Source organism: Arthrobacter sp. E70 (genome assembly GCF_058266945.1).
This window is the reverse complement of sequence record NZ_JBYQFR010000009.1, coordinates 1-24,023: the sequence shown is the minus strand read 5'-3', so window position 1 is coordinate 24,023 and position 24,023 is coordinate 1. Positions and strand designations below refer to the sequence as shown.

At 66.3% G+C, this 24,023-nt stretch carries 25 protein-coding genes, 1 tRNA gene and 1 other RNA gene; 14 read left to right on the top strand and 13 right to left on the bottom strand.

Annotation, left to right across the window (positions count from 1 at the left end):
- The first annotated feature begins 60 nt into the window (after positions 1-60).
- Positions 61-984 carry an oxygenase MpaB family protein gene (locus AC3IMC_RS12890; RefSeq protein ID WP_490918944.1) on the top strand — a complete coding sequence of 308 codons (924 nt, stop codon included), beginning with the start codon at positions 61-63 and terminating at the stop codon, positions 982-984.
- Between the two features lie 91 nt (positions 985-1,075).
- Here the strand turns inward: AC3IMC_RS12890 and AC3IMC_RS12885 are convergent.
- A tRNA-Ser gene (locus AC3IMC_RS12885) sits at positions 1,076-1,160 on the bottom strand.
- 327 nt (positions 1,161-1,487) lie between these two features.
- On the opposite strand from AC3IMC_RS12885, the gene AC3IMC_RS12880 reads away from it, so the two are divergent.
- The 5 genes from AC3IMC_RS12880 to AC3IMC_RS12860 all read left to right on the top strand — a co-directional run bounded on the left by AC3IMC_RS12880 (position 1,488) and on the right by AC3IMC_RS12860 (position 7,522).
- The gene (locus tag AC3IMC_RS12880; protein ID WP_490918943.1) at positions 1,488-1,811 is read left to right on the top strand and encodes a hypothetical protein; all 324 of its coding nucleotides are present in this window, start codon (positions 1,488-1,490) and stop codon (positions 1,809-1,811) included.
- Between the two features lie 44 nt (positions 1,812-1,855).
- Positions 1,856-1,952: signal recognition particle sRNA small type (gene ffs, locus AC3IMC_RS12875), an RNA gene on the top strand.
- 21 nt (positions 1,953-1,973) lie between these two features.
- Entirely contained in the window at positions 1,974-5,342 is a 3,369-nt protein-coding gene (locus AC3IMC_RS12870) for a DNA polymerase III subunit gamma and tau (RefSeq protein WP_490918942.1), read from the top strand.
- Between the two features lie 66 nt (positions 5,343-5,408).
- Positions 5,409-6,008, top strand: a complete 600-nt coding sequence (gene recR / locus AC3IMC_RS12865; RefSeq protein ID WP_490918941.1) for a recombination mediator RecR — start codon at positions 5,409-5,411, stop codon at positions 6,006-6,008.
- A 155-nt stretch (positions 6,009-6,163) separates the two neighbouring features.
- Complete coding sequence (locus AC3IMC_RS12860; RefSeq protein ID WP_490918940.1) at positions 6,164-7,522, top strand: aspartate kinase; 1,359 nt, start codon at positions 6,164-6,166, stop codon at positions 7,520-7,522.
- 87 nt (positions 7,523-7,609) lie between these two features.
- Here the strand turns inward: AC3IMC_RS12860 and AC3IMC_RS12855 are convergent, their stop codons facing one another.
- Together AC3IMC_RS12855 and AC3IMC_RS12850 are read right to left on the bottom strand one after the other, a co-directional pair.
- Positions 7,610-7,825, bottom strand: coding sequence for a hypothetical protein (locus tag AC3IMC_RS12855; RefSeq protein ID WP_490918939.1), 216 nt, complete (start codon positions 7,823-7,825; stop codon positions 7,610-7,612).
- A gap of 164 nt (positions 7,826-7,989) precedes the next feature.
- Entirely contained in the window at positions 7,990-8,232 is a 243-nt protein-coding gene (locus tag AC3IMC_RS12850) for a hypothetical protein (RefSeq protein WP_490918938.1), read from the bottom strand.
- Positions 8,233-8,311: 79 nt separating this feature from the next.
- Here AC3IMC_RS12850 and AC3IMC_RS12845 point away from each other — a divergent pair, with 79 nt between their 5' ends.
- From AC3IMC_RS12845 to AC3IMC_RS12830, 4 genes are all read left to right on the top strand, one after another.
- Positions 8,312-8,776, top strand: coding sequence for a MarR family winged helix-turn-helix transcriptional regulator (locus AC3IMC_RS12845; protein ID WP_490918937.1), 465 nt, complete (start codon positions 8,312-8,314; stop codon positions 8,774-8,776).
- A 95-nt stretch (positions 8,777-8,871) separates the two neighbouring features.
- Positions 8,872-9,441 (top strand): SSI family serine proteinase inhibitor, encoded by a 570-nt coding sequence (locus AC3IMC_RS12840; RefSeq protein WP_490918936.1) that lies wholly within the window; start codon positions 8,872-8,874, stop codon positions 9,439-9,441.
- Positions 9,428-10,351 carry a 3-methyladenine DNA glycosylase gene (locus AC3IMC_RS12835; protein ID WP_490918935.1) on the top strand — a complete coding sequence of 308 codons (924 nt, stop codon included), beginning with the start codon at positions 9,428-9,430 and terminating at the stop codon, positions 10,349-10,351. Before AC3IMC_RS12840 ends, AC3IMC_RS12835 begins: the two co-directional genes overlap by 14 nt.
- Positions 10,348-10,683, top strand: a complete 336-nt coding sequence (locus AC3IMC_RS12830; protein WP_490918934.1) for a serine protease inhibitor — start codon at positions 10,348-10,350, stop codon at positions 10,681-10,683. Before AC3IMC_RS12835 ends, AC3IMC_RS12830 begins: the two co-directional genes overlap by 4 nt.
- Before the next feature lie 102 nt (positions 10,684-10,785).
- Here AC3IMC_RS12830 and AC3IMC_RS12825 read toward each other — a convergent pair whose 3' ends face one another.
- Both AC3IMC_RS12825 and AC3IMC_RS12820 read right to left on the bottom strand, forming a co-directional pair.
- Positions 10,786-13,893: a S8 family serine peptidase gene (locus tag AC3IMC_RS12825; RefSeq protein WP_490919081.1), complete on the bottom strand. Its 3,108-nt coding sequence runs from the start codon at positions 13,891-13,893 to the stop codon at positions 10,786-10,788.
- Between the two features lie 270 nt (positions 13,894-14,163).
- Positions 14,164-14,349, bottom strand: a complete 186-nt coding sequence (locus tag AC3IMC_RS12820) for a hypothetical protein (protein ID WP_490918933.1) — start codon at positions 14,347-14,349, stop codon at positions 14,164-14,166.
- 266 nt (positions 14,350-14,615) lie between these two features.
- Here AC3IMC_RS12820 and purS point away from each other — a divergent pair, with 266 nt between their 5' ends.
- The 3 genes from purS to purL are packed head-to-tail and all read left to right on the top strand — an operon-like array spanning position 14,616 to position 17,948.
- A complete protein-coding gene (purS, locus tag AC3IMC_RS12815) occupies positions 14,616-14,867 on the top strand; it encodes a phosphoribosylformylglycinamidine synthase subunit PurS (RefSeq protein WP_490918932.1) in 252 nt (83 codons plus the stop codon).
- A 1-nt stretch (position 14,868) separates the two neighbouring features.
- Entirely contained in the window at positions 14,869-15,642 is a 774-nt protein-coding gene (gene purQ, locus AC3IMC_RS12810; RefSeq protein ID WP_490918931.1) for a phosphoribosylformylglycinamidine synthase subunit PurQ, read from the top strand.
- The gene (gene purL / locus AC3IMC_RS12805) at positions 15,639-17,948 is read left to right on the top strand and encodes a phosphoribosylformylglycinamidine synthase subunit PurL (RefSeq protein ID WP_490918930.1); all 2,310 of its coding nucleotides are present in this window, start codon (positions 15,639-15,641) and stop codon (positions 17,946-17,948) included. Before purQ ends, purL begins: the two co-directional genes overlap by 4 nt.
- Before the next feature lie 71 nt (positions 17,949-18,019).
- Here the strand turns inward: purL and AC3IMC_RS12800 are convergent, their stop codons facing one another.
- The 5 genes from AC3IMC_RS12800 to AC3IMC_RS12780 all read right to left on the bottom strand — a co-directional run bounded on the left by AC3IMC_RS12800 (position 18,020) and on the right by AC3IMC_RS12780 (position 20,659).
- Positions 18,020-18,958, bottom strand: a complete 939-nt coding sequence (locus AC3IMC_RS12800) for a type IV toxin-antitoxin system AbiEi family antitoxin (RefSeq protein WP_490918929.1) — start codon at positions 18,956-18,958, stop codon at positions 18,020-18,022.
- Positions 18,959-19,075: 117 nt separating this feature from the next.
- A complete protein-coding gene (locus tag AC3IMC_RS12795) occupies positions 19,076-19,369 on the bottom strand; it encodes a DUF503 domain-containing protein (protein WP_490918928.1) in 294 nt (97 codons plus the stop codon).
- A gap of 12 nt (positions 19,370-19,381) precedes the next feature.
- Positions 19,382-19,702 (bottom strand): putative quinol monooxygenase, encoded by a 321-nt coding sequence (locus AC3IMC_RS12790; protein WP_490918927.1) that lies wholly within the window; start codon positions 19,700-19,702, stop codon positions 19,382-19,384.
- A complete protein-coding gene (locus AC3IMC_RS12785) occupies positions 19,699-20,253 on the bottom strand; it encodes a DUF1990 domain-containing protein (RefSeq protein WP_490918926.1) in 555 nt (184 codons plus the stop codon). The genes AC3IMC_RS12790 and AC3IMC_RS12785 overlap by 4 nt, the downstream gene beginning before the upstream one ends.
- Positions 20,246-20,659, bottom strand: a complete 414-nt coding sequence (locus AC3IMC_RS12780; RefSeq protein ID WP_490918925.1) for an MmcQ/YjbR family DNA-binding protein — start codon at positions 20,657-20,659, stop codon at positions 20,246-20,248. Before AC3IMC_RS12780 ends, AC3IMC_RS12785 begins: the two co-directional genes overlap by 8 nt.
- A gap of 45 nt (positions 20,660-20,704) precedes the next feature.
- Between AC3IMC_RS12780 and AC3IMC_RS12775 the strand changes: the two genes are divergently transcribed.
- Positions 20,705-21,733 (top strand): isopenicillin N synthase family dioxygenase, encoded by a 1,029-nt coding sequence (locus AC3IMC_RS12775; RefSeq protein ID WP_490918924.1) that lies wholly within the window; start codon positions 20,705-20,707, stop codon positions 21,731-21,733.
- On the opposite strand, the gene AC3IMC_RS12770 is transcribed toward AC3IMC_RS12775, so the two are convergent.
- From AC3IMC_RS12770 to AC3IMC_RS12760, 3 genes are all read right to left on the bottom strand, one after another.
- Positions 21,730-22,155, bottom strand: coding sequence for a CoA-binding protein (locus AC3IMC_RS12770; RefSeq protein ID WP_490918923.1), 426 nt, complete (start codon positions 22,153-22,155; stop codon positions 21,730-21,732). The genes AC3IMC_RS12775 and AC3IMC_RS12770 overlap by 4 nt on opposite strands.
- 207 nt (positions 22,156-22,362) lie before the next feature.
- Positions 22,363-22,722: a YegP family protein gene (locus AC3IMC_RS12765; protein WP_490918922.1), complete on the bottom strand. Its 360-nt coding sequence runs from the start codon at positions 22,720-22,722 to the stop codon at positions 22,363-22,365.
- Positions 22,723-22,981: 259 nt separating this feature from the next.
- Positions 22,982-24,023 (bottom strand): adenylosuccinate synthase (locus AC3IMC_RS12760; protein ID WP_490918921.1); only part of this gene is annotated, 1,042 nt, incomplete at its 5' end.

Below are 24,023 nucleotides of genomic sequence, written 5' to 3'. Positions count from 1 at the left end.
TCAGCATCCCGTGGACCTGCGAGGCCCTTCCGGCGCCGGAAAAATGGGCAACAATGGGTCATGCGCAATGTCCTTCGCATCTGGCAGGACGAACTGAGGAAGACCTTCTCAGGCAAGGCAGACGGTCCACCTGAATGGTCGCTGCGCCTGGCGGAAGGCAATGATGCCGGATACCACCTGCCCGGGTCGGCAGTGTGGGCGGTCCACGGCTCCATGACGCCCATTGTGGCCGGGATCCGCGCTTTGCTCATGCAGTCGCTGCACCCTGGCGCGCTGGCCGGGGTGCACGAGCACTCCAACTTCCGTGAAGACCCACTCCGGCGCCTTGCCAACACCATCCGCTGGATCTTCACTGTCACCTACGGTTCCAAGGCCGCTGCCGAAGACGCGTCCGAACGCGTCCGCCACCTGCACGTGCCTGTCCAGGGGACTTACCGCGACAACGCTGGCGGCCTGCGAACCTACAGCGCCAACGATCCCGGCCTCGCGCGCTGGATTCACCTCGCCTTCACTGACGCTTTCCTCACGGCGCACAAGGTTTACGGCCGTCCCGTCCCGGGCGGCCCTGACGCGTACGTGAGGGAGTGGGCCCAGGCCGGCAGGCTGATGGGAGTGGAGGATCCACCGCTCACGGAAGCGGAAATGCGGAGCGAGTTGGACCGCTGGTATGGACAGGACCAGCTGCGGACGGACGAAAAGGTGGCTGAAACGGTGCAGTTCATCCGCAATCCACCATTGCATCCACTGCTGCGTCCAGGCTACCGGGTGCTGTTCGCCGGTGCCGTCTACACCCTGGAGCCCAGGTACCGCAGCATGCTCGGGCTCTCGGTTCCACGGCTCGGCCCATTCCCCCTCCCGGTGCGGCCTGCAACCAAGGCGGTGCTCGGCGTCGTCCGTCTCGCCTTGGGCAGCAGAAGTCCCAGCGAAAATGCGGCAAGGGAACGCCTGCGGCGGTTGGGTGAGCCCTCGGCCGGCCTTGCGTGACCGTCGCTGCCTGACCATCGCCGCCACCGCGGGCACGCGGGAAAACGAAAGAACCCGGCCCCGGTGTTACCGGGGCCGGGTTCTTGACCGGCGGAGAATGGGGGATTTGAACCCCCGAGGGCGTTAACCCAACACGCGTTCCAGGCGTGCGCCATAGGCCGCTAGGCGAATTCTCCAACTGCTTCTGAATCAAAAGCAGGTACTAGACTACCTGAACTTTCCCGCAACACCCAATTGAGCGCCGGGAGGGGCATTTTTGACACCGGAAGCAGCCAACGCCGGCCCGTGCCGGTTGCTGCTTAACTGGAAAATGGGCGCCCCCAACGCGCCCATTCCCTCGGATACGCCGTTGAACTGCTTGGTCCGGCACCGCAAAGCCAGGCCACGCAGCTCACAATCTCGAGATTGCCCCAATCGGTGTACATTTCCATGATCGTGCGTCCCGCCCGGATAAGCAATGGAAACCGCAGCGACCTGGGCCGCCATCGGGCACTATAGGTTCCATGGCTGAGCTGCACGCACTGGTGGTTTATGTCCCGGCGTCGCACACCGGGCAGGTCCTGGATGCCATCGGAGACGCCGGAGCGGGCCGCTTGGGAAACTACTCCCACTGCTCTTTCGTGACGGCGGGGACCGGGAGGTTCATTCCTCAGGAAGGCGCCCAGCCTTACCTCGGCCAGCCCGGGACTCCGGAAACCGTGGCCGAGGAACGCATCGAATGCATCGTCGAAGAGCAGGCGCTGGCCGCCGTCGTGGCTGCCCTGCGGACCGCGCACCCCTACGAGGAACCGGCCTTCATGACCTGGCGCGTGGAGGGCTGGCGATAAGGTGGCCCGATTCGAGTCGCGCCGAATGTTCGGGTAAAGTATCTGACGGCCCCTCATGTGGCGTCATCCTGTTGAACTCCCCCAGGACCGGAAGGTAGCAAGGGTAGACGGGCTCTGGCGGGTGCATGGGGGGTCTTTACTATTCCCCCACAGGGCGGCATGATGTCAGCCCGGATTGGTAGGGTTTTCTCTGTGACAGTTACTACCGCCCTGTACCGCAGATACCGTCCCGACTCGTTCGCCGACGTTATCGGTCAGGAGCACGTCACCGAGCCGCTGATGACGGCCCTGCGGAAGAACCGCGTCAACCACGCCTACCTTTTTTCCGGCCCCAGGGGCTGTGGCAAGACCACCTCCGCCCGCATCCTGGCCCGCTGCCTCAACTGCGCGCAGGGCCCCACGGACACCCCCTGCGGCACCTGCCCCAGCTGCGTGGAGCTGGCCCGCGGCGGCTCCGGATCGCTGGACGTCATCGAGATCGACGCTGCCAGCCACGGTGGCGTTGATGACGCCCGGGACCTCCGCGAACGCGCCACCTTCGCTCCCGTGCGGGACCGCTACAAGATCTTCATCATCGACGAAGCCCACATGGTCACTTCAGCCGGATTCAACGCCCTGCTGAAGATCGTGGAGGAACCGCCGGAACACATCAAGTTCATCTTTGCCACCACCGAGCCGGACAAGGTCATCGGAACCATCCGCTCCCGGACGCACCACTACCCGTTCCGGCTGGTGCCGCCGGAGCCGCTGATGGCCTACCTCGAACTTTTGTGCCAGCAGGAAAACGTTCCCGTGGCTCCCGGCGTGCTGTCGTTGGTCATCCGGGCCGGCGGCGGTTCCGTCCGTGACTCGCTTTCCGTCCTGGACCAGCTCATGGCCGGTGCCGGGCCCAACGGGCTGGACTACGAGCTCGCCGTGGCACTGCTCGGCTACACCCATGCATCGCTGCTGGACGACGTCGTGGAAGCGGTTGCCGCTTCGGACGCCGCGACGGTCTTCCGTGCTGTGGACCGGGTCATCCAGACGGGCCACGATCCGCGCCGGTTCGTCGAGGACCTGCTGGAGCGCTTCCGGGACCTGATCATCGTCCAGGCCATGCCTGAGAGCGCCCATGCCATCCTGCGCGGCATGCCGGCGGACCAGATCGCCCGCCTGCAGAACCAAGCCCACAACCTGGGGGCAGCGGAACTTTCCCGCGCCGCCGATGTCACCAACACCGCCCTGACCGAAATGACGGGCGCCACATCCCCTCGGCTGCACCTGGAACTGCTCTGCGCCCGGATCCTGCTCCCCAGCGCCGAACAGAATGAGCGCGGCATGGCCGCCCGGATTGACCGCGTTGAACGGCGCCTCAACTATGCGGGCAATGACGTCGGCGCCCCCGCCCAGTCTCCGCACCAGGCCCAGCCAACGCAGGCACCAGCACCCCAGCCCGTCCAGCAGCCGGCTGACGCCCCACCTGCCGCGGGCCCGGAAATCCACCACTCGGAACCCAGCCGCGCAGAAAAGCCCCCGGCTGCCACCGCGCCCGCGTCCTCGGAAGCCCCGGGCGCTCCGGCTCCGGCGGGCCCGCGCACCCCGCTGACGCCACCCCGGGTGAGCAGAAACGACTGGCCGGTGGATGAAACCGGCGGGCGCACCGCACCCGCTGCGGAAAGGCCGGCCGCCCCCACCACGCCGCACGTGCCCGCTGAGGGATCGCAGGTTCCGGAACCACAGCCCCGGCACGCCCCGGACGGCCACACCCCGGCCCCGGAAACCCGCGATCGGGAAATTCCGGCCCCTGCGGCCCAAGCCCACGGGACCCCTGCCGCCGTCAACCCGCAGGCCCAGGACGGACACCGGGAGCAACCCGCCGGTTCCGCACCTGCCGCACCGCCGGCGATGGGTGATGTGGAAGTCCTGCGCAGGGCCTGGCCTGAGGTCCTGCAGACGCTGTCCAAGATCAAGCGCAGCACGTGGGCCCTTGTTGAGCCCAATGCACAGGTCAGCTCCTACGACGGCAGCATCCTGACGCTGTCCTTCACCACCCAGGGACTGGCGGGCGCTTTCGGCCGGGGGGACCATTCGGAGAACCTGCGGCGGGCCATCCACAAGACGGTGGGGATCGACTGCCAGATCAACGCAGTGGCAGGCGGCGCAAGCCAAACCAATGGCGCAAGCCAAACCAACGGCCCGAGCCAACCCAACGGCGCAAGCCAGTCGGGCGGCCCAAGCCAGTCGGGCGGCGCCGGCCAGCAACGCGGCGGCAGCCGATCGAGCGCTGAGCCAAACCCAAAAGCACCGGCCAGCCCGGTGGTTCCCGCCACTTCAGCTGACGTTGCGTGGGGACTGGCGCCCGCCCCCTCCACCATGGACGCTCCCCGCCAGGCAGGCACCGGCCCGGATGCCGGAGCCCAAACCCTTGGAGCCCAAACCCTTGAAGCCCGGACCGTTGGAGCCCGGACCCTTGGAGCCCAACCCGGCGCAGGCCGGAGCTTTGGCGAACAGACCGGAGGTGCGGCCGCCGGTAGTGGACCCCGCAGTTCCGGCAGCTCCGCGGTAGCCACCGCCCCTGCGGAAGCCACCACGGCCGTCCATGCAGCAGCACCCGACCATGCAGCCCCATCCCACCATGCAGCACCGGGCGGCGCTCCGGCTTCACCCACACCCGCCGCTCAGGCAACGGCGATCGCGGAAACCCCCAACCCGTCTTCCTCTCCCGTACGTGCAAGCGGTTCGACGTCCGGCGACCCTTCCAGCGCCGCGCAGCCTGCCCCGGCCTCATACCCCGATGCAGGCGGCGACTATTCCTACTCGGACGATGACTGGGGACCCGCGCGGGACGAAGACGCTCCCCCGCTGGACGAGGAACCACCCATGGACTGGGAACCGTCACCGCGTGCGGACAGCCGCGCCACCGCGCCGGCTGCTGCACGGGAAAGCCCCCGGCAGTCCGCGACCGCCGCGCACGACCCTTGGACACGGGCTGTGGAGCAGGCACCGGGCGTGTGGGTGGTCGGGGATAAAAGCAACGTGGGTGCCGCTTCCCCTGCTTCGGGCCAGCCTGAACCGAGCGGACCTGTCCAGGTTCCCCGCTACGAGCCGGCAACCGCACAGGTTCCTCCATCCATTCCCGTGACTGCGTCCGTTGCTGCACCTGCAACTGGCTGGGCGTCACCGGGCCAGCCCGCCGCGGAATCCCAACCTGCTCCGGCCCCGGAATTTGCGATGGCCTCAGCAGGGTCCGCACCCGCCGTCGCTCCCGCACGTCCCGCAGCTCCCGGCAGCTCACCTGCTGCGGCACGCACGGAAACCCGGCAAAGCCTCTACCAGCGGCTGTCCAACAGCCCGGAGGCTGCTGCCGGCCGCGCCAAGGCGCCCTCCAGCGCTGCGGCGGCAACTGCTTATGTCCAGGACATACCGAGCGCCGACGACGAAACCATTGAGGAGTCAGGGGTGTTCGGCCGGGCCGCCGTGGAACGGATCCTGGGCGGGAAGCTGATCGAGGAGCGGTCCCTGGACGGAAGCCCGGTTCCGCCACGGTACTGACCCCCGGCCCCCAGCTGAACTGCCGATCCATTCACCCGCAATCCATACCAAGCTAAAGAGGGAAACGTGTACGAAGGTGCTGTCCAGGAGCTGATCGATGAGCTCGGACGCCTTCCAGGGGTGGGCCCCAAGTCCGCGCAGCGGCTGGCGTTCCACATCCTCGAAGCGGACCCCCAGGACATGAAGCGGCTGGTCGAGGCCATCACCACGGTGAAGGAGCGGGTGAAGTTCTGCACCGTCTGCGGCAATGTCACCGAACAGGAAAAGTGCAACATCTGCCGGGACCCCCGCCGTGACCCGTCCGTCATCTGCGTGGTCGAGGAGTCCAAGGATGTCCTCGCAGTCGAACGCACCCGGTCGTTCCGTGGCCGGTACCACGTGCTGGGCGGCGCCATCAATCCCATTGCCGGCGTTGGTCCGGAGCAGCTGCGGATCCGCGAACTGCTCACCAGGCTGAACGACGGCGAGATCCAGGAAGTCATCATCGCCACCGATCCGAACCTGGAGGGTGAGGCAACGGCCACCTACCTGGCCCGCATGCTCAAGACGATCGGCATCGCCGTCACCCGCCTGGCATCCGGGCTGCCGGTGGGCGGGGACCTCGAGTACGCCGACGAGGTCACGCTGGGACGGGCCTTCGAGGGACGCCGGAACGCCCTCGGCTAACGGTTGCCCCCGCCCATGGCACCGGGGGACCGGCATGCGGTCACAATTCCGCGCCGCTCTTCGCACGGCGATAAACTGTCGAAAGGAAGTCGCGCCGGCCCGGCGTCAGGCTGCCAAGCCTCCAGAACTCCAATTGATCCGATGAAGGTACGCGCATGAGTACGCCCACCACCGAAGTGCACAACGCAACACAGCCGCAGGTGCAGCCCGCCGGCAAAGCGGCGACCAAACAGCTCATCGTGCAGAAGTTCGGCGGCTCCTCCGTGGCGGACGCGGACGGCATCAAGCGCGTTGCCAAGCGCGTCGTTGACGCCCAGCAGGCCGGCAACGAGGTTGTAGTGGTCGTTTCGGCCATGGGCGACACCACGGATGAACTGCTGGACCTCGCCGCACAGGTCACGGATTCCGCACCCGCCCGGGAAATGGACATGCTCCTCTCGGCCGGCGAGCGCATCTCCATGGCCCTGCTGGCCATGGCCATCAACAAGCTCGGCGCGTCCGCACAGTCCTTCACCGGATCCCAGGCCGGCATGATCACGGACGGGATCCACGGCAAGGCCCGGATTATCGACGTCGACCCGCACCGGATCCGTACTGCCCTGGACAAGGGAAACATCGCCATCGTTGCAGGGTTCCAGGGCATGACCCGGGCCACCAACGAAATCACCACCCTGGGCCGTGGCGGCTCCGACACCACGGCCGTTGCCCTGGCAGCCGCACTGGAAGCCGACGTCTGCGAGATCTACACGGACGTTGACGGCATCTTCACCGCCGATCCCCGCGTTGTCCCCTCGGCCCAGAAGATCGACACCATCTCCAGCGAGGAGATGCTGGAGCTCGCAGCCTCGGGAGCCAAGATCCTGCACCTGCGCTGCGTCGAATACGCCCGCCGGTTCGGTGTCCCGCTGCACGTCCGTTCCTCATTCAGCCAGCACGAAGGCACCTGGGTCATCCCCAGCGCCGAAGACAAAATCACCACTCAAGAGGGAGTTGCCTTGGAGCAGCCAATCATCTCCGGCGTTGCCCATGACCGTTCAGAAGCCAAGGTCACCGTGGTCGGCGTCCCCGACATTCCCGGCAAGGCCGCCGCGATCTTCCAGGTCATTGCCGATGCGCACTCCAACATCGACATGATCGTCCAGAACGTATCCACCCACGGCACGGGCAAGACGGACATCTCCTTCACCCTGCCGATCGTTGAAGGTGCCGATGCCCTGGCTGCGCTGCACGCCGCCCAGGACCAGATCGGCTTCGAATCGATCGAGTACAACGAGCAGATCGGCAAGCTGTCACTGATCGGTGCCGGCATGCGGTCCCACCCCGGTGTTTCGGCCACGTTCTTCAAGGCGCTGTCGGACGCCGGCATCAACATCAACATGATCTCCACCTCCGAGATCCGCATCTCCGTGGTAACGCATGCGGACCTGCTGGACGAGGCCGTCCGTGTGATCCACAAGGCGTTTGGGCTGGACAGCGAGAGCGAAGCCACCGTGTACGGCGGGACCGGCCGCTAGGTCCGGCAGCAAAAAGCCGGGCCGTCCTCTTGATGGATCAAAAGGACGGCCCGGCTTTTGTGTACTTGAGGGCCCTGGATAAGGATGTCAGCCTTGGTTTTCCAGGTCTTCGCGGCGCACGGCGTAGTGGTGGCCGGTTGAGTCGGTTTCGACCACGAAATGCGAGAGGTCCTCTTCGGAGGCCTGCTCGAATTCGTCGTGCTTGTGTACGACGGGTGCGTCGGCGTCCAGTCGGGTAGCAGGACCGAAGAAGAAACGGAGCCTGTCAGTCAGGCCCATGAAACCACTGAGGACATGTGCCACTGTTTTCCACCCCCTTCCCGAGCCTCGGGCGAAAGTGCCGCTGGCTCCGGCGGGAGCCAGTGCCCTTAGTTTAAACCCGTCGCGGGAAAAAGGAGCCGGCAGGCGGCGGAAGAATGGCATCGGCCAGGCACGTCGCCGCAGGGCGGAACGGTGAGCCCTGCGGATCAGCGCAGGGAGCGGTCCTCCGGGTTCCTCGGCACGACGTACGTGCTGCCGTCCGGCCTGGTGATGGTCTCCCACTGCTGGGTTTCTGCCTGCCGCTGGGCCAGCAGCCTGCGGTTCTCTTCCGTCATGTCATGCGCCAGCGACGTTCGGCTCGCCGGACCGAAGATGGCCCTCAGCTTCCCCGTGGCCCGCATGAAGCGCTGGGAGGCGTTGCCCTTCTGCCCTGATCTGGCCCTGTCCATGAAGCGGTTCCTTCCACTCACTGCATTTCCTGCTTAGAAATGTACACTAACTGTTAGTGCACTAACAATTGGAGGATCAATGACCACCAGCGTCGACACGGTACGGGACGAAGACCTGCTGCTGGAACACCAGCTCTGCTTCGCCCTGACGGTCGCAGCACGCAGCGTTGTGGGCGCCTACAAGCCTGTCCTGGAGAAGCTCAACCTGACGCATCCGCAGTACCTGGTGATGCTCTGCCTCTGGGAAACAAGCCCCCGGACAGTGAAGAACATCAGCGCAGCCCTTGCCCAGGAACCGGCCACCATCTCTCCCCTGCTCCGCAGGCTGGAAGCCGCCGGGCTGATCACCCGGCGCCGCGTGGACGGAAACGAGCGGGCCCTCGCCGTCGAACTGACTCCCGAAGGCGCCGCGCTGAGGCAGCAGGCGCTCAACGTACCCGGCACCATGATGGAGCGGCTGGGCCTGAGCCGGGAACAGGTCACCGAACTGCATGCTTCCATGATGGGATTGATCGCTGCCACGTCGGGAGGGAGCACTTCCTAGCGGGCGCCCACGCCCATCCCCGCCGCAGTGGCCCCGGGCGCGCAAATGAATAGAATTATCGGACGAAAATCATCGAGCGCAGGAGAGGTGGCCTGATGCATCAAGCACGGCTGTTCGCTGCAGTCCTGGCACTTGGTGCCGGGCTGGTCTCCGGCTGTTCCGGCACCCCGGAGGGCTCGTCGTCGGGCCCATCTTCCCCGGCCCCCTCCGGTTCTTCCCCCGCCACCCCGCCATCTACCTCGGGCACCCCGTCCCCCGACGCCGAAACCTCGGTGCCGGCCCCGGCACCCCCCACGTCCCGGCCGTCGCCCGGACCGGGCCAGGGAAACGCCGAGCTGGCCATCACCGTCGTGCCGTCCGAAGGCGCAGCCCAACTCGACTACACCTTGGTCTGCACCGCCGGAACGCCGGCCGCGGAAAGCAGCCACCCCAACGCGGCCGCAGCCTGCGCGGCGTTGAAGGCGAACCCTGCCATCCTGGCGCCAGCCACCCAAGGGAGCGCCCAGGCCTGCACGCAGCAGTACGGCGGCCCGCAGAAGGCGACCGTGACAGGAGTGGTGGACGGAGTTGCCGTTGATGCCTCCTTTGTACGGACCGACGGGTGTGAAATCAGCGCATGGGAAGCCGCCAAGGACGTGTTGGGTACCGCGGGTGGAGCCTCTTAGCCTTCTGGCGGCGGACACCGGGCGAAGCAGGGAGGAAGCCCACCTGCAACGCGTCAGCCGCTACGCCGATCCCTACCTTGCCCGCCGGTCCTCAGGACAAAAGCATCCGGTGGAGGACTTCCTGTTTACCTACTACACGCAAAAGCCGGGCCAGCTGAAGCGCTGGCACCCGGGCGCCGGGACGGTCCTCACCGGTGACCAGGCGGTGCTGCGCCGCAGTTGGAAGCATTACAGGACGCTCGACGACGGCGAGCTAGCCTTCCTGGGGCTGCCGGCGGGAAGCAACGCGGTCACCTTCGACCGGGCCGCCTTCCTGGCCGACCGCAAGGATGCGGTGGCCTTCGCTGGCGTCATCCTCCGCGGTACCGCTGCGCGCCCGGCCCAGTTTGGCTGCTTCGGGCTGCATGAGTGGGCCATGGTGTACCGCCAGGACAAGTTCGACCTTCGCCACGAATACCTGCAGCTGAGGCTGGGTGCGGCCGGCACCGACAAGGTGGTGGAGGACAACAAAATCCGGTGCACCCACTTTGACGCGTTCCGCTTCTACACTCCGGACGCGCTACCCCTGAACGAGTTTGCGCCAACCCGGGAGAGCCAGCGCCACCTGGAGCAGCCCGGCTGCCTGCACGCCAACATGGACCTCTACAAGTGGGCGTACAAGCTGCTGCCGGCGCTGCCAAGCGAACTGGTGATGGACTGCTTCGAGCTGTCCTGGCGCATCCGGGCCATGGACATGCAGGCATCACCGTACGACCTGGCGGAATGGGGATACCCGGCTATTCCCATCGAGACGCCGCAGGGCAAGGCCGCGTATGTCGAGTACCAGCGGGCATTCGCAGCGGAGGCCTCGGTGCTGCGGGAAAGGCTGGCCCGGGAACTCGATGCGGCCATGGCCGGGGAGCATCCGTGATCGACCTGACTGTCAGCCTCCGGACGGATGCCGGCTCCCCCGAATACGTCTTCCGTCTGGTGGCCAGGGATGGCCGCCCCGCCGACGGCACCACCGTGCCGGATCCGGAAGCGGCCCTCGCCGCCGTGGAACGGTTCGGCGAAGCCATCTTTTTCCCGGTGCCGGGCCCTCCGAAGCTGTGCACGCAGCAGTACGGCGGCCCGCAGGTCGCGGTGGTCACCGGCACCATCGACGGCCGCGCCGTGGACTCTATTTTCAGCCGCACGGATGGCTGCGAGATTGCCCGCTGGAACGCCATGGCTCCGCTGTTGGGAGGCGGCACGTCCGCCTGATTGCGTCGCCCCACGTTGCGAAGCCAACACGGGGCCGCAGGAACGAAAAAGGTCCCGGGCGGTTGTCGACCGCCCGGGACCTTCCCCCCAGATCTTGGCGCGTCAGCTGGCGGGCACCGCCTGTGCCAGGCCAAGCTGCGGAGCGCCGGCCGGAGCCGTGGCAGAGCCAGTCCCCACCTGGACATTCACCCAGGTCCTGACGCCGTTCCCGCCCAGACTCAGCCGCGAAAGGTAGGACCCCTCGGACAGGCCGGTCCAAGCCAGGTTTGCCGATGTTGCCGTTCCGTTCGGAGCCATAATGGGGTTCGGATCCACGGTGAGGTTGCCGGCATCCCCGGCGAACGTCACCGCCTGGACGGAAGCGGTGGCCGGTCCGTTGTCCGGCGTGGAGTACAGGTTTGCCACCACGTAGTACGTTCCCGCCCGCGGCGATTCAATATCCAGGAACTCACTGGCAGAGGCAGTCGCCACCTGGGTTGCCGTTAGTCCACCCGAAGCGTTCGGCGCGTACACCACCATGTCCCAGTCGACGTCGTCCGCTTGCGCCTGGATGCCAAACCGGGCGAAGGAAGCGCCGGCGGGAACCTGCACCTGGAGCAGCGCATTGTGCTCGTCGTTCGTGGGCGCGTACGCCCCAGGCGTCTTCGTTATCGCCGTCTGGCTCAGCGGTGCCAAGCCCTCCACGCCGACGCTGATGGGGCTGTCCGAACCGGAGACCAGCTCCATGGATCCGCTGCCTGTCCCGGTGGCCGAGTTGAAGGAGAACGACGACGCGATTTGGGCATCAACCGGGCGAACGGCGATGGGCGAGGACGCCGTTTTCGGACCCTTCCAGGTCAGTGTTCCGGTGCTGAATTTGCCCATCGGCGCGCCAGAGTTGCGGATGGTCAGTGTCACCTCACGGGTTTCGCCTGCCTTCGTGAAGTTGAGGACTTTCGGCTCCACCTGAACGTTGAAGCCCGGCATATTGAGTTCCGACCGGTAAGTTCCCGGGACCAACGCCGTGAGTTTGCGCTTCACTTGGACCTCGCCTACCAGGCTTCCCAATGCGATAGACGGGAGGTTGAGGTCACGGGCATTGATTGATCCCGCTTGGGGAGCACCGGTTTGCACACCCTGGCCGTTGAGGAATCCGAACCAGTCCTGGCTGCCTGAGTTGTAGACCAGCCCGGGATCGAGGACACGGGCGGAATCGATGTGCCCCGCCCCGCCCTGGAAGGGATCGGTGTTGGCGGAGCCGTCAGCCTTGACCAACGGGTAAGCGGTGGTCATCATCGCGGACTTGACCATCGCGGGGCTCCATGACGGCTGCCTGCCCAGCACCAGGGCGCCGAAGCCGGAAATGTGCGGGGCCGCCATGGACGTGCCGGACATGAAACCGAACTCGTCGCCGTCATTGCCGATGGTGGAGACGCCGGCAAGGACGTTGACGCCCGGCGCGGCGATGTCGGGCTTGAGCAGGTCGCCGCCGGCGGCGAGGGTGGGACCGCGGGACGAGAATCCTGCGATCTGGGGCGCGGGGGCCGGGGGCAGGCCGGTCAGGTCACCCTTCACCAGGCTAACGGTGAGTGCGGGGTTCGCTTCCAGCTTGGATTTCAGCTCCAGGCTCTTGGGAGCGTTGACGTGGACGGTGGGCACCGCGTGGTTGTCAGCGTCCTCCGAGCTGCTGGAAAGGTTCACCAGGATCATGCCCACCCCGCCCTTGTCCAGGACTTCCTGGCTCTTGGCGGTCCGGTCCACCACGCCGCGGTCGCAGACCACCACCTTGCCCGCCACTTTCGCCGGATCCAGTGATCCGGGTGCGCACAGGTTGGCATTCGTGGCACCCGCGGCGGCAGCCGCCGCAGCGATCACCGTGGGCTTGTCAGCCACCTCGGCCTTCATGATGGAGGCGCCACGGTACAGCGAGCCGTCCGAGACCTTGACTGTTCCGAGCAGGTCGCTGGGGAAGGTGGAGGCAGCCACAGTGGTAAGCCACGGCGAGGCATGGTTCACGGTGGAAGCCGTGGGGCCGGAGTTGCCGGCCGATGCGGAGACAAAGACGCCGGCGGCAGCGGCGTTCAGGAAGGCCAGCGCCACGGGATCGGTGGTGCTGTTGTTGTTTCCGGAGATGGAGTAGTTCAGGACATCCACGCCGTCCTTGAGGGCTGCTTCCACCGCCTCGACGGAGGCGGAGGAGTAGCAGCCGCCCGTGTCGGGGCTATTGTCCTCCCAACAGACTTTGTAGACGGAGACCTTCGCGGCGGGTGCCACACCCGAGCTCTTCCCGAAGCTGACACCGTCGATCACCTGTTCGACGTTCGCGTTGCCGGCCGCTGTGGTGGCCGTGTGAGTGCCGTGGCTGCCGACGTCAACGGGAGAGATCAGTTCTTCTTTGGCACGGTCCTTCGGGGCGACGTACTGCAGGAATGCGTCGGCAAAGTAGCGGGCGCTGATGACCTTCGAGTTGCAGAGCGACCCGTTGAACGTTGCCCCGGATTGCTGGCCCTTTTGGCATTCGCCTTCGAAGGTGGTGCCGTCCGCCTTCAGCATGGCGATCCTGCCTTCGCCGGTGCGGTACGGGACCCCCACTTGCGGCCTGCCCTGCAGGGGTGCGACGGGTTCACCCTGGAGGAAGGGGTTGTCCGGAGCGTAGCCGGAGTCGATGACACCGACCACGACACCCTTTCCGGCATTGGCCTCCCCGCCGAACTGCTTTGCCCACATGCCCTCAGGGCCGGTGAGCTTGAGGAAGTCTGTGGTGGTGTAATCCGGCGTGTTCTCAACCTCGGGCGCCACCACCAGGACCCGGCTGTCCTTCGACAGCGCGGCGGCCTGCCCCGCGGTCAGCTCTGCGGTGAACCCGTTCAGCGCTGCGGTGTACTGCTTGGCAGGGGCCACTCCCTGGCTGGCAGCGACGTCGCGCTGTTGCTGGCGCAGGTGGGCGTCGTAGGCCTTGAAGTTGGCGCTTCCCGCATCCAGCTTCCTACCCTGCTGCGGCTTGGTTGCCCCAAGCCCCGGGGTCTGTCCTTCATAAGCCGCAGCTGCCGGTCCGGCCAGGACCACAATGTACCGGCCGTCCTTGAACTGAGTGCCCTGGGCGCCTGCGGCCGTGCCCGCTTGCCCCCGGTCTTCCGGTGCCGCCGATGCGGGACCAGCCACCAATGACCCAAGCAAAAGGGGCAGCCCGACGGCAAGCGCCGCAGCCTTCCGGAGTCCCCCAGCCCGCACGGGGCTCTTTCCAGTTGAATTCACGCGCAACCCTTTCACGATGGGCCGCCAGTCAATAAGGGGCGGCCGGACGACTGGCACCCCAGAAGAAATTACAGATTTTGTAATTTGGTGAGACCAGACTGCTCAAAGATTACAGACTGATAGCCGGATATGACATAGCAAACAAAGAACTATCTCTCATTGTCATATACCCCTTGGAAGCCGCTTCGGCCGGGCACGAAAAAGGGCGCCCCGAAGGACGCCCTGGCGAGGATTGGCCTGCTCCCGCTAAGGCCGCGGCGTGCGCACTACCTCACTGATCCATTGCCTGGTCTTCTCATCCACCGGCCCGGCTACCTTGTTCTGGCGGGCCACTCGGTCAGCTTTGACCTTCTGGAACACCATCCGGCCCAGCCCGGCAAACACCGCCGCGGCAACCACTGGCAGCAGGAGGGACTTCGAATTCTCAGCCATGCCGCAATCCTAATGAAGGCAGGCGGTCAACTCCAGAACTCCACCGGTGGCACCCAGCAGGGGAGGGTTCCCGCCGTCTCCCGGCCGCGATTTCACAGAATACAAAGGGGTCCGCGCGGCCCGGTAGAATGGGAGGGCAAGCTCGCGGAGCGCCCCACCTCATCGTTGACCACGGCAGTTGCCCAACTGTCCCCAAGATCCTGGTAGGCGTGAGACGGCACCACTCCGCTGCGCCCTTACCCAAGCTCACGCACAGGAGTTACCGGATGCCCCGGATCGTTGTTGACGTCATGCCCAAGCCCGAGATTCTGGACCCGCAGGGGAAGGCAATCGTTGGCGCTCTGCCCCGGCTGGGCTTCACCAGCTTCAGCGCTGTCCGCCAGGGCAAGCGTTTCGAACTGACCGTCGACGGCGAGGTGACCGAGGCTATCCTGGCCCAGGCCCGCGACGCCGCCGAAACCCTCCTGTCCAACCCGGTCATCGAGGACGTCGTCAACGTCGAGGTCGTCGAGGCCTGACATGACTGAACTTCCCTTGATCGGCGAGGCCGTCGCCGTCGCGGCGGCGCCACGCCTGGCCGGCGCCCGCATCGGCGTCGTCACCTTCCCAGGAACCCTTGACGACCGGGACGCGGCCCGCGCCGTGCGCTTGGCCGGTGCCACCGCCGTCGAGCTGTGGCACGGCGACAGCGAACTCGGCGACGTGGACGCCGTCATCATCCCCGGCGGGTTCTCCTACGGTGACTACCTGCGCGCCGGCGCCATTGCCCGCTTTGCACCCCTGATGTCGAAGATCATCGACGCCGCCAACAGCGACGCCAAGCTTCCCGTCCTGGGCATCTGCAACGGCTTCCAGATCCTCACCGAGTCGCACCTGCTGCCCGGTTCGATGATCAAGAACGACCACCTGAAGTTCCTGTGCCGCGACCAGGTGCTGCGCGTCGAAAACAGCAACACCGCGTGGACCCTTGACTACGAGGCGGGCCAGGAGATCACCATCCCGCTGAAGAACCAGGACGGCCAGTACATCGCGGACGAGAAGACCCTCGACGCCCTTGAGGCCGAGGGCCGCGTGGTGTTCCGGTACGTGGGCTTCAACCCGAACGGTTCCCGCCGCGACATCGCCGGCATCTCCAACGCCGCCGGCAACGTGGTGGGCCTCATGCCGCACCCCGAGCACGCCGTGGAACCGGGCTTCGGCCCCGAGTCGCTGGACGGGATCGGCGGGTCCGACACCGACGGCCTGGGATTCTTCACCTCCGTACTGAACAAGATTGTGGGAGGCGACAAGTGACCACCGAAACCACCAAGAAGTTCAACATCGACACCGTCGAGAATGCTGCCAAGACCCCGGACACCGAGCTGCCCTGGGCCGAGTTGGGCCTGAAGCAGAACGAGTTCGACGAGATCGTCAAGGTCCTGGGCCGCCGCCCCACCGGCGCCGAACTGGCCATGTACTCCGTCATGTGGAGCGAGCACTGCTCCTACAAGTCCTCCAAGAACCACCTGCGCCAGTTCGGCCAGAAGGTCACCGAGGAGATGAAGAAGGACATGCTGGTGGGCATCGGCGAAAACGCCGGCGTGACCAACCTGGGGGACGGCTGGGCCGTGACCTTCAAGATCGAATCGCACAACTCGCCGTCGTTCGTTGAGCCCTACCAGGGTGCGGCGACCGGCATCGGCGGCATCGTCCGCGACATCATCTCCATGGGCGCCCGCCCGGTGGCCGTGATGGATCCGCTGCGCTTCGGCGCCATCGACCACCCGGACACCGCCCGTGTTATGCACGGCGCAGTGGCCGGCATCGGCGGCTACGGCAACTCCCTGGGCCTGCCCAATATCGGCGGCGAGATGGTCTTCGACTCCGTGTACCAGGGCAACCCCCTGGTCAACGCCCTCGCTGTGGGCGTCATGCGGCACGAGGACATCCGGCTGGCCAACGCCTCGGGCAAGGGCAACAAGGTGGTCCTGTTCGGTGCGCGCACCGGCGGCGACGGCATCGGCGGCGCGTCCGTGCTGGCCTCCGAGTCCTTCGACGACACCAAGCCGTCCAAGCGCCCCGCCGTCCAGGTGGGCGACCCCTTCGCCGAAAAGGTCCTCATCGAATGCTGCCTGGAGCTCTTCAAGGGCTCACTGGTGGAAGGCATCCAGGACCTCGGCGCGGCAGGCATCTCCTGCGCCACGTCCGAGCTGGCGTCCAACGGTGACGGCGGCATGCAGGTTGAGCTGACCTCGGTCCTGCTGCGTGACCCCACACTGACCCCGGGCGAAATCCTGATGTCCGAGTCGCAGGAACGCATGATGGCCGTGGTCACCCCGGAGAACGTGGAAGCGTTCGAAGCCGTGATGGACAAGTGGGCCGTGGAGTACTCCTGGCTGGGCGAAGTCACCGACACCGGCCGGCTGATCATCACCTGGGAAGGCGACGTGATTGTCGACGTCGATCCCCGCACCGTGGCGCACGACGGCCCGGTCTACGACCGCCCGTTCGCCCGCCCCGAGTGGCAGGACGCCGTCCAGGCCGACACCTTCACCGGTTCCGTGCAGGACGCCGGGCGCCCCACCAGCCCGGCCTCGCTGGCTGCCGCCGTCACTGAACTGGTGGCATCGCCGAACATGTGCTCCAAGTCCTGGATCACCAACCAGTATGACCGGTACGTGGGCGGCAACACCTCGATGGCGTTCCCCGACGACGCCGGGGTGGTCCGCGTGGACGAGGAGTCCGGCCTGGGCGTTGCCCTGGCTACCGACGCCAACGGCCGCTACACCTACCTCGACCCGTACCACGGTGCCCAGCTGGCGCTGGCCGAGGCCTACCGGAACGTTGCCACCGCAGGCGCCATCCCCATGGCCGTCAGCGACTGCCTGAACTTCGGCTCCCCCGAGGACCCGGACGTCATGTGGCAGCTGGCCGAGGCCATCCGCGGCCTGTCCGACGCCTGCATGGTGCTGGGCATCCCGGTCACCGGCGGCAACGTCTCGCTGTACAACCAGACGGGCACCACGCCCATCCACCCCTCCCCCGTGGTGGCGGTCCTGGGCAAGCTCGACGACGTTGCGCGCCGCACGCCGTCGGGCTGGCGTGAGGACGGGCAGGCGATCTACCTCCTGGGCACCACCGCTGCGGAGCTGGACGGTTCCGAGTGGGCCAACATGCGCGGCCACCTGGGCGGGCAGCCGCCGAAGGTGGACCTTGAGGCAGAACGCGCCCTGGGTGAAATCCTGATCAACGCCTCACGCGACGGCATGATCGACTCCGCGCACGACCTCTCCGAAGGCGGCCTCGCGGCTGCCCTGGTTGAGTCTTCGCTGCGCTACGGCGTCGGTGCCCGGATCGCACTGCAGGACGTTCTGGACCGGGACGGCGTGGACCTGTTCACCGCGCTCTTCTCCGAGTCCCAGGGCCGTGCAGTCGTTGGCGTCCCGCGGTCCGAGGAAGTCCGCTTCACCGACATGTGCACCGCCCGCGGCTTCGCGCACACCCGCATCGGCGTGGTGGACGCAGCCAGCGGCACGCTGGAGATCAACGGCGTGGAGAGCCTGTCCCTTGACGCCCTCCGCGAAGCCCACGAAGGGACGCTGCCGAAGTACTTCGGCTGATTTAGCCCTCATCGGTTGCTCCGTAACCGCCCTTTTGAGCACTCAAAACGGCGGTTGCGGAGCAATCGTTTTTAATTGCATCTCCGCCAGCCGGCCTGCACCAAGGCAACAAGAACTTTGGCCGCGGCCGGTTTGGCGTCGTTGAGCATATGGCGCTTCGAGATCCTGACCTCCGTCCACCCCAGGGCGGCGTAGCGCTCTGAGCGGTAGATGTCCCGTACGATCTGCCCCTCCTCTCCATGGTGCTCGCCGTCGTACTCAATACCAATCCGGTACTTCCGGTACGAGAGGTCGGGCTCGTGATGCCTGGTGCCGTCGTCGGCGATGATCGGAACGTTCAGCTCGGGCTCGGGCAGCCCCGCGCGGACGATGGCGAGCCGCAGCATCGTTTCCTGCGGAGAATCCGATCCGACCCGGATGAGTTCCAGGGCCTCCTTCGCCTTCCGGAGCCCCCGCTTTCCCCGGTGCCTGTCAATGGTTCGTTGCAGGTCGCCGACGCTGCACAGCGGCATGTCCCGGTCTTCAAATTCAGGCCTCGGCACACGGACGCAGTTATCCCCCATTGCCACGAGCTCATCCACGGACAGCAGCTCCGCCATGTCCAGCCAGGTTCGCTCAGGGGTTGTGACCGGAAGCCCGTCAACCATCATCACCTCGTCCTCGTAGAGCTTCATACGGTGGACGATGACGTGGGGCCGGGCCAGGTGGGCTGCGCCCTCCGGACGGATGAGGTGGTAGACGTCAAAGGCGTCAAGGCGCCGCTGAGGCAGCGCGTGAAGCTCCGCAGCCGTAACATGCGAGGCAGCGCAGAGCTCGTTGACCTCGATGAAAGGCCGCACCCTGACGCTCAAGGCGAGCTCCGCCGTCGGGCCGTCCGCCCTGATGCCCTTGCCAAGCCTGCTGAGGGAACGATGCCTGAGGCGTTTGGCCGAGACCCCTTCCCGTGCAGCCTCAGCCGCTGTGAAGGGGCGGCCCTCAAGTACTTCCGGAAGCGGACGTGCAGTCTTCATGGCTACATCAGACCAAAACCGTGCAAGCTCCGCAGAAGTTATCCACACCCCGCATCGACTGCTCCGCAAACGCCCTTTTGACGCTACAAAGGGCGTTTACGGAGCAATCGATGGGGGTCAGTCCTCGCTGTGGAGCTCCCGTTGGCGCACGCTGAGCAGCTCGATCTCCGGCCGGCCCGCCACAAAGCGTTCGACGGCGGCCAGCACCTCCACGAGGTGTGGCCGGTCCGCTGCGACGAGGCCAGCGCCCAGCTGCGTGCGCCGGTACTGGCTGTGGTCCCCCACCTCGGCGACGGAGATCTCGAAGCGGCGCTTGAGTTCGGCCAGGAGCGGCCGGACCACGGAGCGCTTCTCCTTCAGGCTGTGCACGTCCCCGAGCAGGATGTCGAACTCAATCCAGCCGATCCACATGGCGGGCCTTCCCTACTCGATGGTGAGCTCGCCCATCTGGTCCCAGCCTTGGCCTTCGAGCTGGCGGCTGATGATCCGGGGTGTCTCGGCGAGCGCCTGGGGCATGTCGGCCATGGCCTGCTTGAAGTGGGTACTGTTGACGTGGTCACCGGCGGCGTCGTCCTTGAAGGCCTCCACCAGGACGAACTCGTTCGGGTCATCTACGCTGCGGGACCAGTCGAACCACAGGTTGCCAGGCTCCTGCCGCGTCGCCTTCGTGAAGCCGTCCACCAGGTCCAGCCAGCGCTCCGACCAGTCGGGCTTGACCTTGAACTTAACGACGATAAAAATCACTGGGCTGGTCCTTCCTGGGCGAGTGTGCGTGCCCCTTCAATGTACCGGCCCGTCACGTGCCGCTGGGCCGCCCGGGTCACCATTCCGCCAGCCGCGTAGAACCAGTTTGCGGGCCTGCTGAACGCGCGGATCCGTAGCCAGACCTCCCCCTGGCCATTGATCTCCACTTCGAAGGATTCCTCGCCGCGGGCGGGGTGGCCGGGCAGCGTCCCGTAGCCGAACCCCGCCGACTGCGGCATACCAACCGGCGAGGGCTCGTGGACCCACACCACCTCACAGGGCGCGTTCAGGCGGAGGGGCCCGACGCCGAAGCCGCTCACCACCCGCGCCCCGGGTACCGCCTTGGGTGCATCCGCGCTGACCCGAAGTCCCGCCCGGCGCTGCAGCTCCCACGCCAGGATGCCGTCCGCCACTCGCCGGTAGACTGCGAGTCCGCTGCCCAGCCGGGCCTCCTCCAGGACACGGTCAAACCCCTCCGGGGCGGACCCCTGTTCGGTGGCTCCCACTCCCGGATAATTCAGTGCACCCAAAACCTGTCCCCTGTCAGTCATCCGTTCCTGCCCCTCCCAGGCGTGCCCAGCCCAGCTGCTCCTGCTGTTTCCTGCTCAACCCGGAAACCACCAGGTCATACGAGTCTTCCACCATGTCACGGACCATGTCGTCCGGCAGCAAGCCGTCCAGGCGGATGCCGTTCCAGTGCGTCTTGTTCATGTGCCACGCACCTGTGATTTCGGGATGTACCGCACGGAGCTGAACCGCCAGGGCGGGCTCGCACTTCAGATTGACGTAGAAGTCGCGCACGTCCATGGACGACAGCGCGAAGAGCCTGGCCTCGTGCCTGGCCCCGCCGGTAACCTGGGTCCGGACCTTGAACACCGATGTCTCCGGCCCGAAGGGGAAGTCCTCATAGGCGCCGGGAAAGGAAAGACAGATTTTCCTCAAAGCATCCGGGTTCATGAACGAAGCCTATAAAGCCCGGCCCGGCGGTGCTAGTCTGCGAGGATGTCACACGACCAGGGGCCCATACCTGTTCTGGACCTGAGTAGCGCACGGCAGCCCTACGGCTCGTTCCGCCCCGAATTCATTGAGCAGCTGCGGCACGCCACCCATGATGTGGGGTTCTTCCAGGTCACCGGGTACGGCGGCTCGCCCGGCCAGGCTGAAGACCTCCTGGAGGTGGTCCGGCGCTTTTTCGGCCTGCCCCTCGAGGAGCGGATGAAGCTGGACAACCGCCTGTCGCCGCATTTCCGCGGCTACACCCGGATGGGAACCGAGGTGACGCAGGGCCGGGCGGACGCGCGGGAACAGATCGACTACTCCCCCGAACGCGCCCCGGTGAAGGACTATCCGGCCGACCAGCCGTACTGGCTGCTGCAGGGCCCCAACCTCTGGCCGGACGAGTCCTTTCCGGAGCTCAAGCCGGCGGCGATGGCGTGGGCGGACCTGATGTCAGCGGTGGGCATGGAACTGTTGAGGGCCATCGCAGTATCCCTGCAGCTGCCCGAAGACTACTTTGATGAACCGTTCAGGGACGCCCCGGCATGGATGGGCAAGCTGGTGCACTACGTCGGCGGTGTGGTGGAAGCGGCGGGCGACCAGGGTGTGGGTTCGCACGCCGACTACGGCTTCGTCACCCTCCTGCTCCAGGATGACGTGGGCGGCCTTGAAGTCCTGCCTCCGGGCACCACCGAATGGTTGCCCGTGGAACCCCTTCGCGGTGCCTTGGTGGTGAACCTCGGGGAGATGCTGGAAGTGGCCACCGAGGGCTACCTGGCGGCCACCATCCACCGCGTACAGGCGCCGCCGCCAGGCGTGGACCGCTACTCTGTCCCCTTCTTCTGGTCCCCGCGGCTCGATGCCAAGATCGGACCCGTGCCCCTGCCGCCGGAGTTGAAAGCCCAGGCGCGGGGCATCACCGACGATCCGGGCAATCCCCTGCTCTCGACCTTCGGCCTCAACATGCTCAAAGGCCGGATGCGTGCGCACCCCGACGTCACGGAGCGGCACTACCCCCGACTGATGATCCGCTAGAGGTTGTACTTCCATGCGAGCTGGGCGGGGCAGGCGTTCATCACCACGTCCAGGCCGGCTGCCTTGGCGCGTGCTGCGGCTGCCTCGTCAATGACCCCCAGCTGCAGCCATACTGCCCTGGCGCCGACGGCGATGGCCTGGTCCACCACATCGCCCACCTTCTGCGAGTTTACAAAGCAGTCGACGACGTCGATCGGCTGCTTTTCCGCCGGAATGTCACGGAGGGTGCGGTAGCCGGTTTCGCCGTGGACTGCGTCCCCGGGCAGGTTGACGGGGATGATTTCCATGCCCATCCGGTCCCGGATAAACAGTGAGGTGTCGTAGGCGGCGCGCCATTCGTTGGTGGTCAGGCCGACGATGGCCCACCGTCCCTTGGTGCGCATGAGTCGGTCGATGACTGCCGGATCGTTTGTGTGGCCCATGCGATTAGCCTACGCGGCAGGAAGGCGGGCGGGTCGGACCAGCCCATGCCGAAAGTGCGTCGCCAGCACCGTCGGGAAAAAGGAAGAGCCGGCCTGGAACGTGATGGGGGACAAGTTCCAGACCGGCGCTACACAGGGATAATCGTTGGCACCCCCGAAAGGGTTACGCGATTTCAAAAGTTTTTTAAAAACTTTTTTCTGCGGCCCTCAGCGGACCGCTCCCCTGGTCCAGCGGGGCAGCGTCGCCTGCCGGCGCGGCCCCTTGGCGAGTGCGAAGGCGTGCAGTCGGGCGGGCAGCCGCTGGTCATCACAGGCAGGAACGACGACGGCGGACGGCCCGGCGGAAACGTCTGCACCGCCGGCGGCCGGGCGGGCCGCGGCTCCCTGGGGGCATAGGTCGGTGACCAAGCCAGTCCCCGCACATTCACGGACCGCGGCGATGCCGGCAGCCACGCCCCGTTTGTCGTTGAACGCTCCGGAGACGGCCATCACGGTGCCGTCGGGCGCCAGCAGGCGGAACCTGTACAGCGACTCCGGGTCAAGAAAGACTTCGAAATTTCCTGCCACGATGGTTTCCTTCCGGTCTGGGCGGTCCTGCCGGCGGCGGCCCATCCGGGGCGCGCACCGCTGCGCCGTCCATTGGGGGTCTGCTGGAACCGTCTGCTGATCAGTTCAAATGGTGCTAAAAATTCTGGCGCCCCAACGTGCAGGCCTACAAGACCGGGCGGGTTAAGCCTGTGTAAATTGCTGCCCACCGTGGAAACAGCGGCGGCGGCCCACCCGCCAAGGTGCGCCGCCGCCGTCGAACTTACCGGAAATGCAGGGATTAGTCGTTGATGAGGTCGTTGACCACGATCGTCTGGTCCCGGTCGGGCCCGACGCCGATTGCCGAGAAACGGGTGCCGGAGAGCTTTTCCAACGCCAGGACGTAATTGCGGGCGTTCTCCGGCAGGTCCGCAAGGGTGCGGGCGCCGGTGATGTCCTCGGTCCACCCATCAAAGTACTCGAAGATCGGCTTCGCGTGGTGGAACTCGGTCTGCGTCATGGGCATCTCGTCATGGCGGACACCGTCCACGTCGTAGGCTACGCACACGGGGATCTGCTCGATGCCGGTGAGCACGTCCAGCTTGGTGACGAAGTAGTCCGTGAAGCCGTTGACGCGGGAGGCGTGGCGGGCCAGGACGGCGTCATACCAGCCGCAGCGGCGCGGCCGGCCGGTGTTGACGCCGAATTCGCCGCCGGTCTTCTGCAGGTACAGGCCCATCTCGTCAAAGAGTTCGGTGGGGAACGGACCGGCGCCGACGCGGGTGGTGTACGCCTTGATGATGCCGATGGAGCGGGAGATGCGGGTGGGCCCGATGCCGGAGCCGACCGAGGCCCCGCCGGCGGTGGGGTTGGAGGAGGTAACGAACGGGTAGGTGCCGTGGTCCACGTCCAGGAACGTTGCCTGGCCGCCTTCCATCAGGACCACCTTGCCCTCGTCCAGCGCAGAGTTGAGGACCAGGGTGCTGTCGATGACCAGCGGGCGGAGCTGCTCGGCGAAGGACAGGAAGTAGTCAACGATCTCGTCCACCACTACGCTGCGGCGGTTGTAGACCTTGACCAGGAGTTCGTTCTTCTGGCGCAGCGAGCCTTCCACCTTCTGGCGGAGGATGGATTCGTCGAAGACGTCCTGGACGCGGATGCCCAGGCGGGCCACCTTGTCCATGTAGGCAGGGCCGATGCCGCGGCCGGTGGTGCCGATGGCGCGCTTGCCGAGGAAGCGTTCGGTCACTTTGTCCAGGACCTGGTGGTACGGGGCCACGAGGTGCGCGTTGGCCGAGACGCGGAGCTTGGAGGTATCGGCGCCGCGGGCCTGGAGGCCGTCG

Coding starts and splice junctions, on each gene's coding strand:
- AC3IMC_RS12850 (WP_490918938.1), bottom strand. CDS start 8,232: ATGGACAGGGCCAGATCAGGGCAGAAGGGCAACGCCTCCCAGCGCTTC.
- AC3IMC_RS12800 (WP_490918929.1), bottom strand. CDS start 18,958: ATGAAGACTGCACGTCCGCTTCCGGAAGTACTTGAGGGCCGCCCCTTC.
- AC3IMC_RS12870 (WP_490918942.1), top strand. CDS start 1,974: ATGTCAGCCCGGATTGGTAGGGTTTTCTCTGTGACAGTTACTACCGCC.
- AC3IMC_RS12840 (WP_490918936.1), top strand. CDS start 8,872: ATGCATCAAGCACGGCTGTTCGCTGCAGTCCTGGCACTTGGTGCCGGG.
- AC3IMC_RS12795 (WP_490918928.1), bottom strand. CDS start 19,369: ATGTGGATCGGCTGGATTGAGTTCGACATCCTGCTCGGGGACGTGCAC.
- AC3IMC_RS12780 (WP_490918925.1), bottom strand. CDS start 20,659: ATGAACCCGGATGCTTTGAGGAAAATCTGTCTTTCCTTTCCCGGCGCC.
- AC3IMC_RS12770 (WP_490918923.1), bottom strand. CDS start 22,155: ATGGGCCACACAAACGATCCGGCAGTCATCGACCGACTCATGCGCACC.
- AC3IMC_RS12890 (WP_490918944.1), top strand. CDS start 61: ATGCGCAATGTCCTTCGCATCTGGCAGGACGAACTGAGGAAGACCTTC.
- AC3IMC_RS12785 (WP_490918926.1), bottom strand. CDS start 20,253: ATGACTGACAGGGGACAGGTTTTGGGTGCACTGAATTATCCGGGAGTG.
- purS (WP_490918932.1), top strand. CDS start 14,616: ATGCCCCGGATCGTTGTTGACGTCATGCCCAAGCCCGAGATTCTGGAC.
- AC3IMC_RS12820 (WP_490918933.1), bottom strand. CDS start 14,349: ATGGCTGAGAATTCGAAGTCCCTCCTGCTGCCAGTGGTTGCCGCGGCG.
- purQ (WP_490918931.1), top strand. CDS start 14,869: ATGACTGAACTTCCCTTGATCGGCGAGGCCGTCGCCGTCGCGGCGGCG.
- AC3IMC_RS12860 (WP_490918940.1), top strand. CDS start 6,164: ATGAGTACGCCCACCACCGAAGTGCACAACGCAACACAGCCGCAGGTG.
- AC3IMC_RS12845 (WP_490918937.1), top strand. CDS start 8,312: ATGACCACCAGCGTCGACACGGTACGGGACGAAGACCTGCTGCTGGAA.
- AC3IMC_RS12775 (WP_490918924.1), top strand. CDS start 20,705: ATGTCACACGACCAGGGGCCCATACCTGTTCTGGACCTGAGTAGCGCA.
- AC3IMC_RS12880 (WP_490918943.1), top strand. CDS start 1,488: ATGGCTGAGCTGCACGCACTGGTGGTTTATGTCCCGGCGTCGCACACC.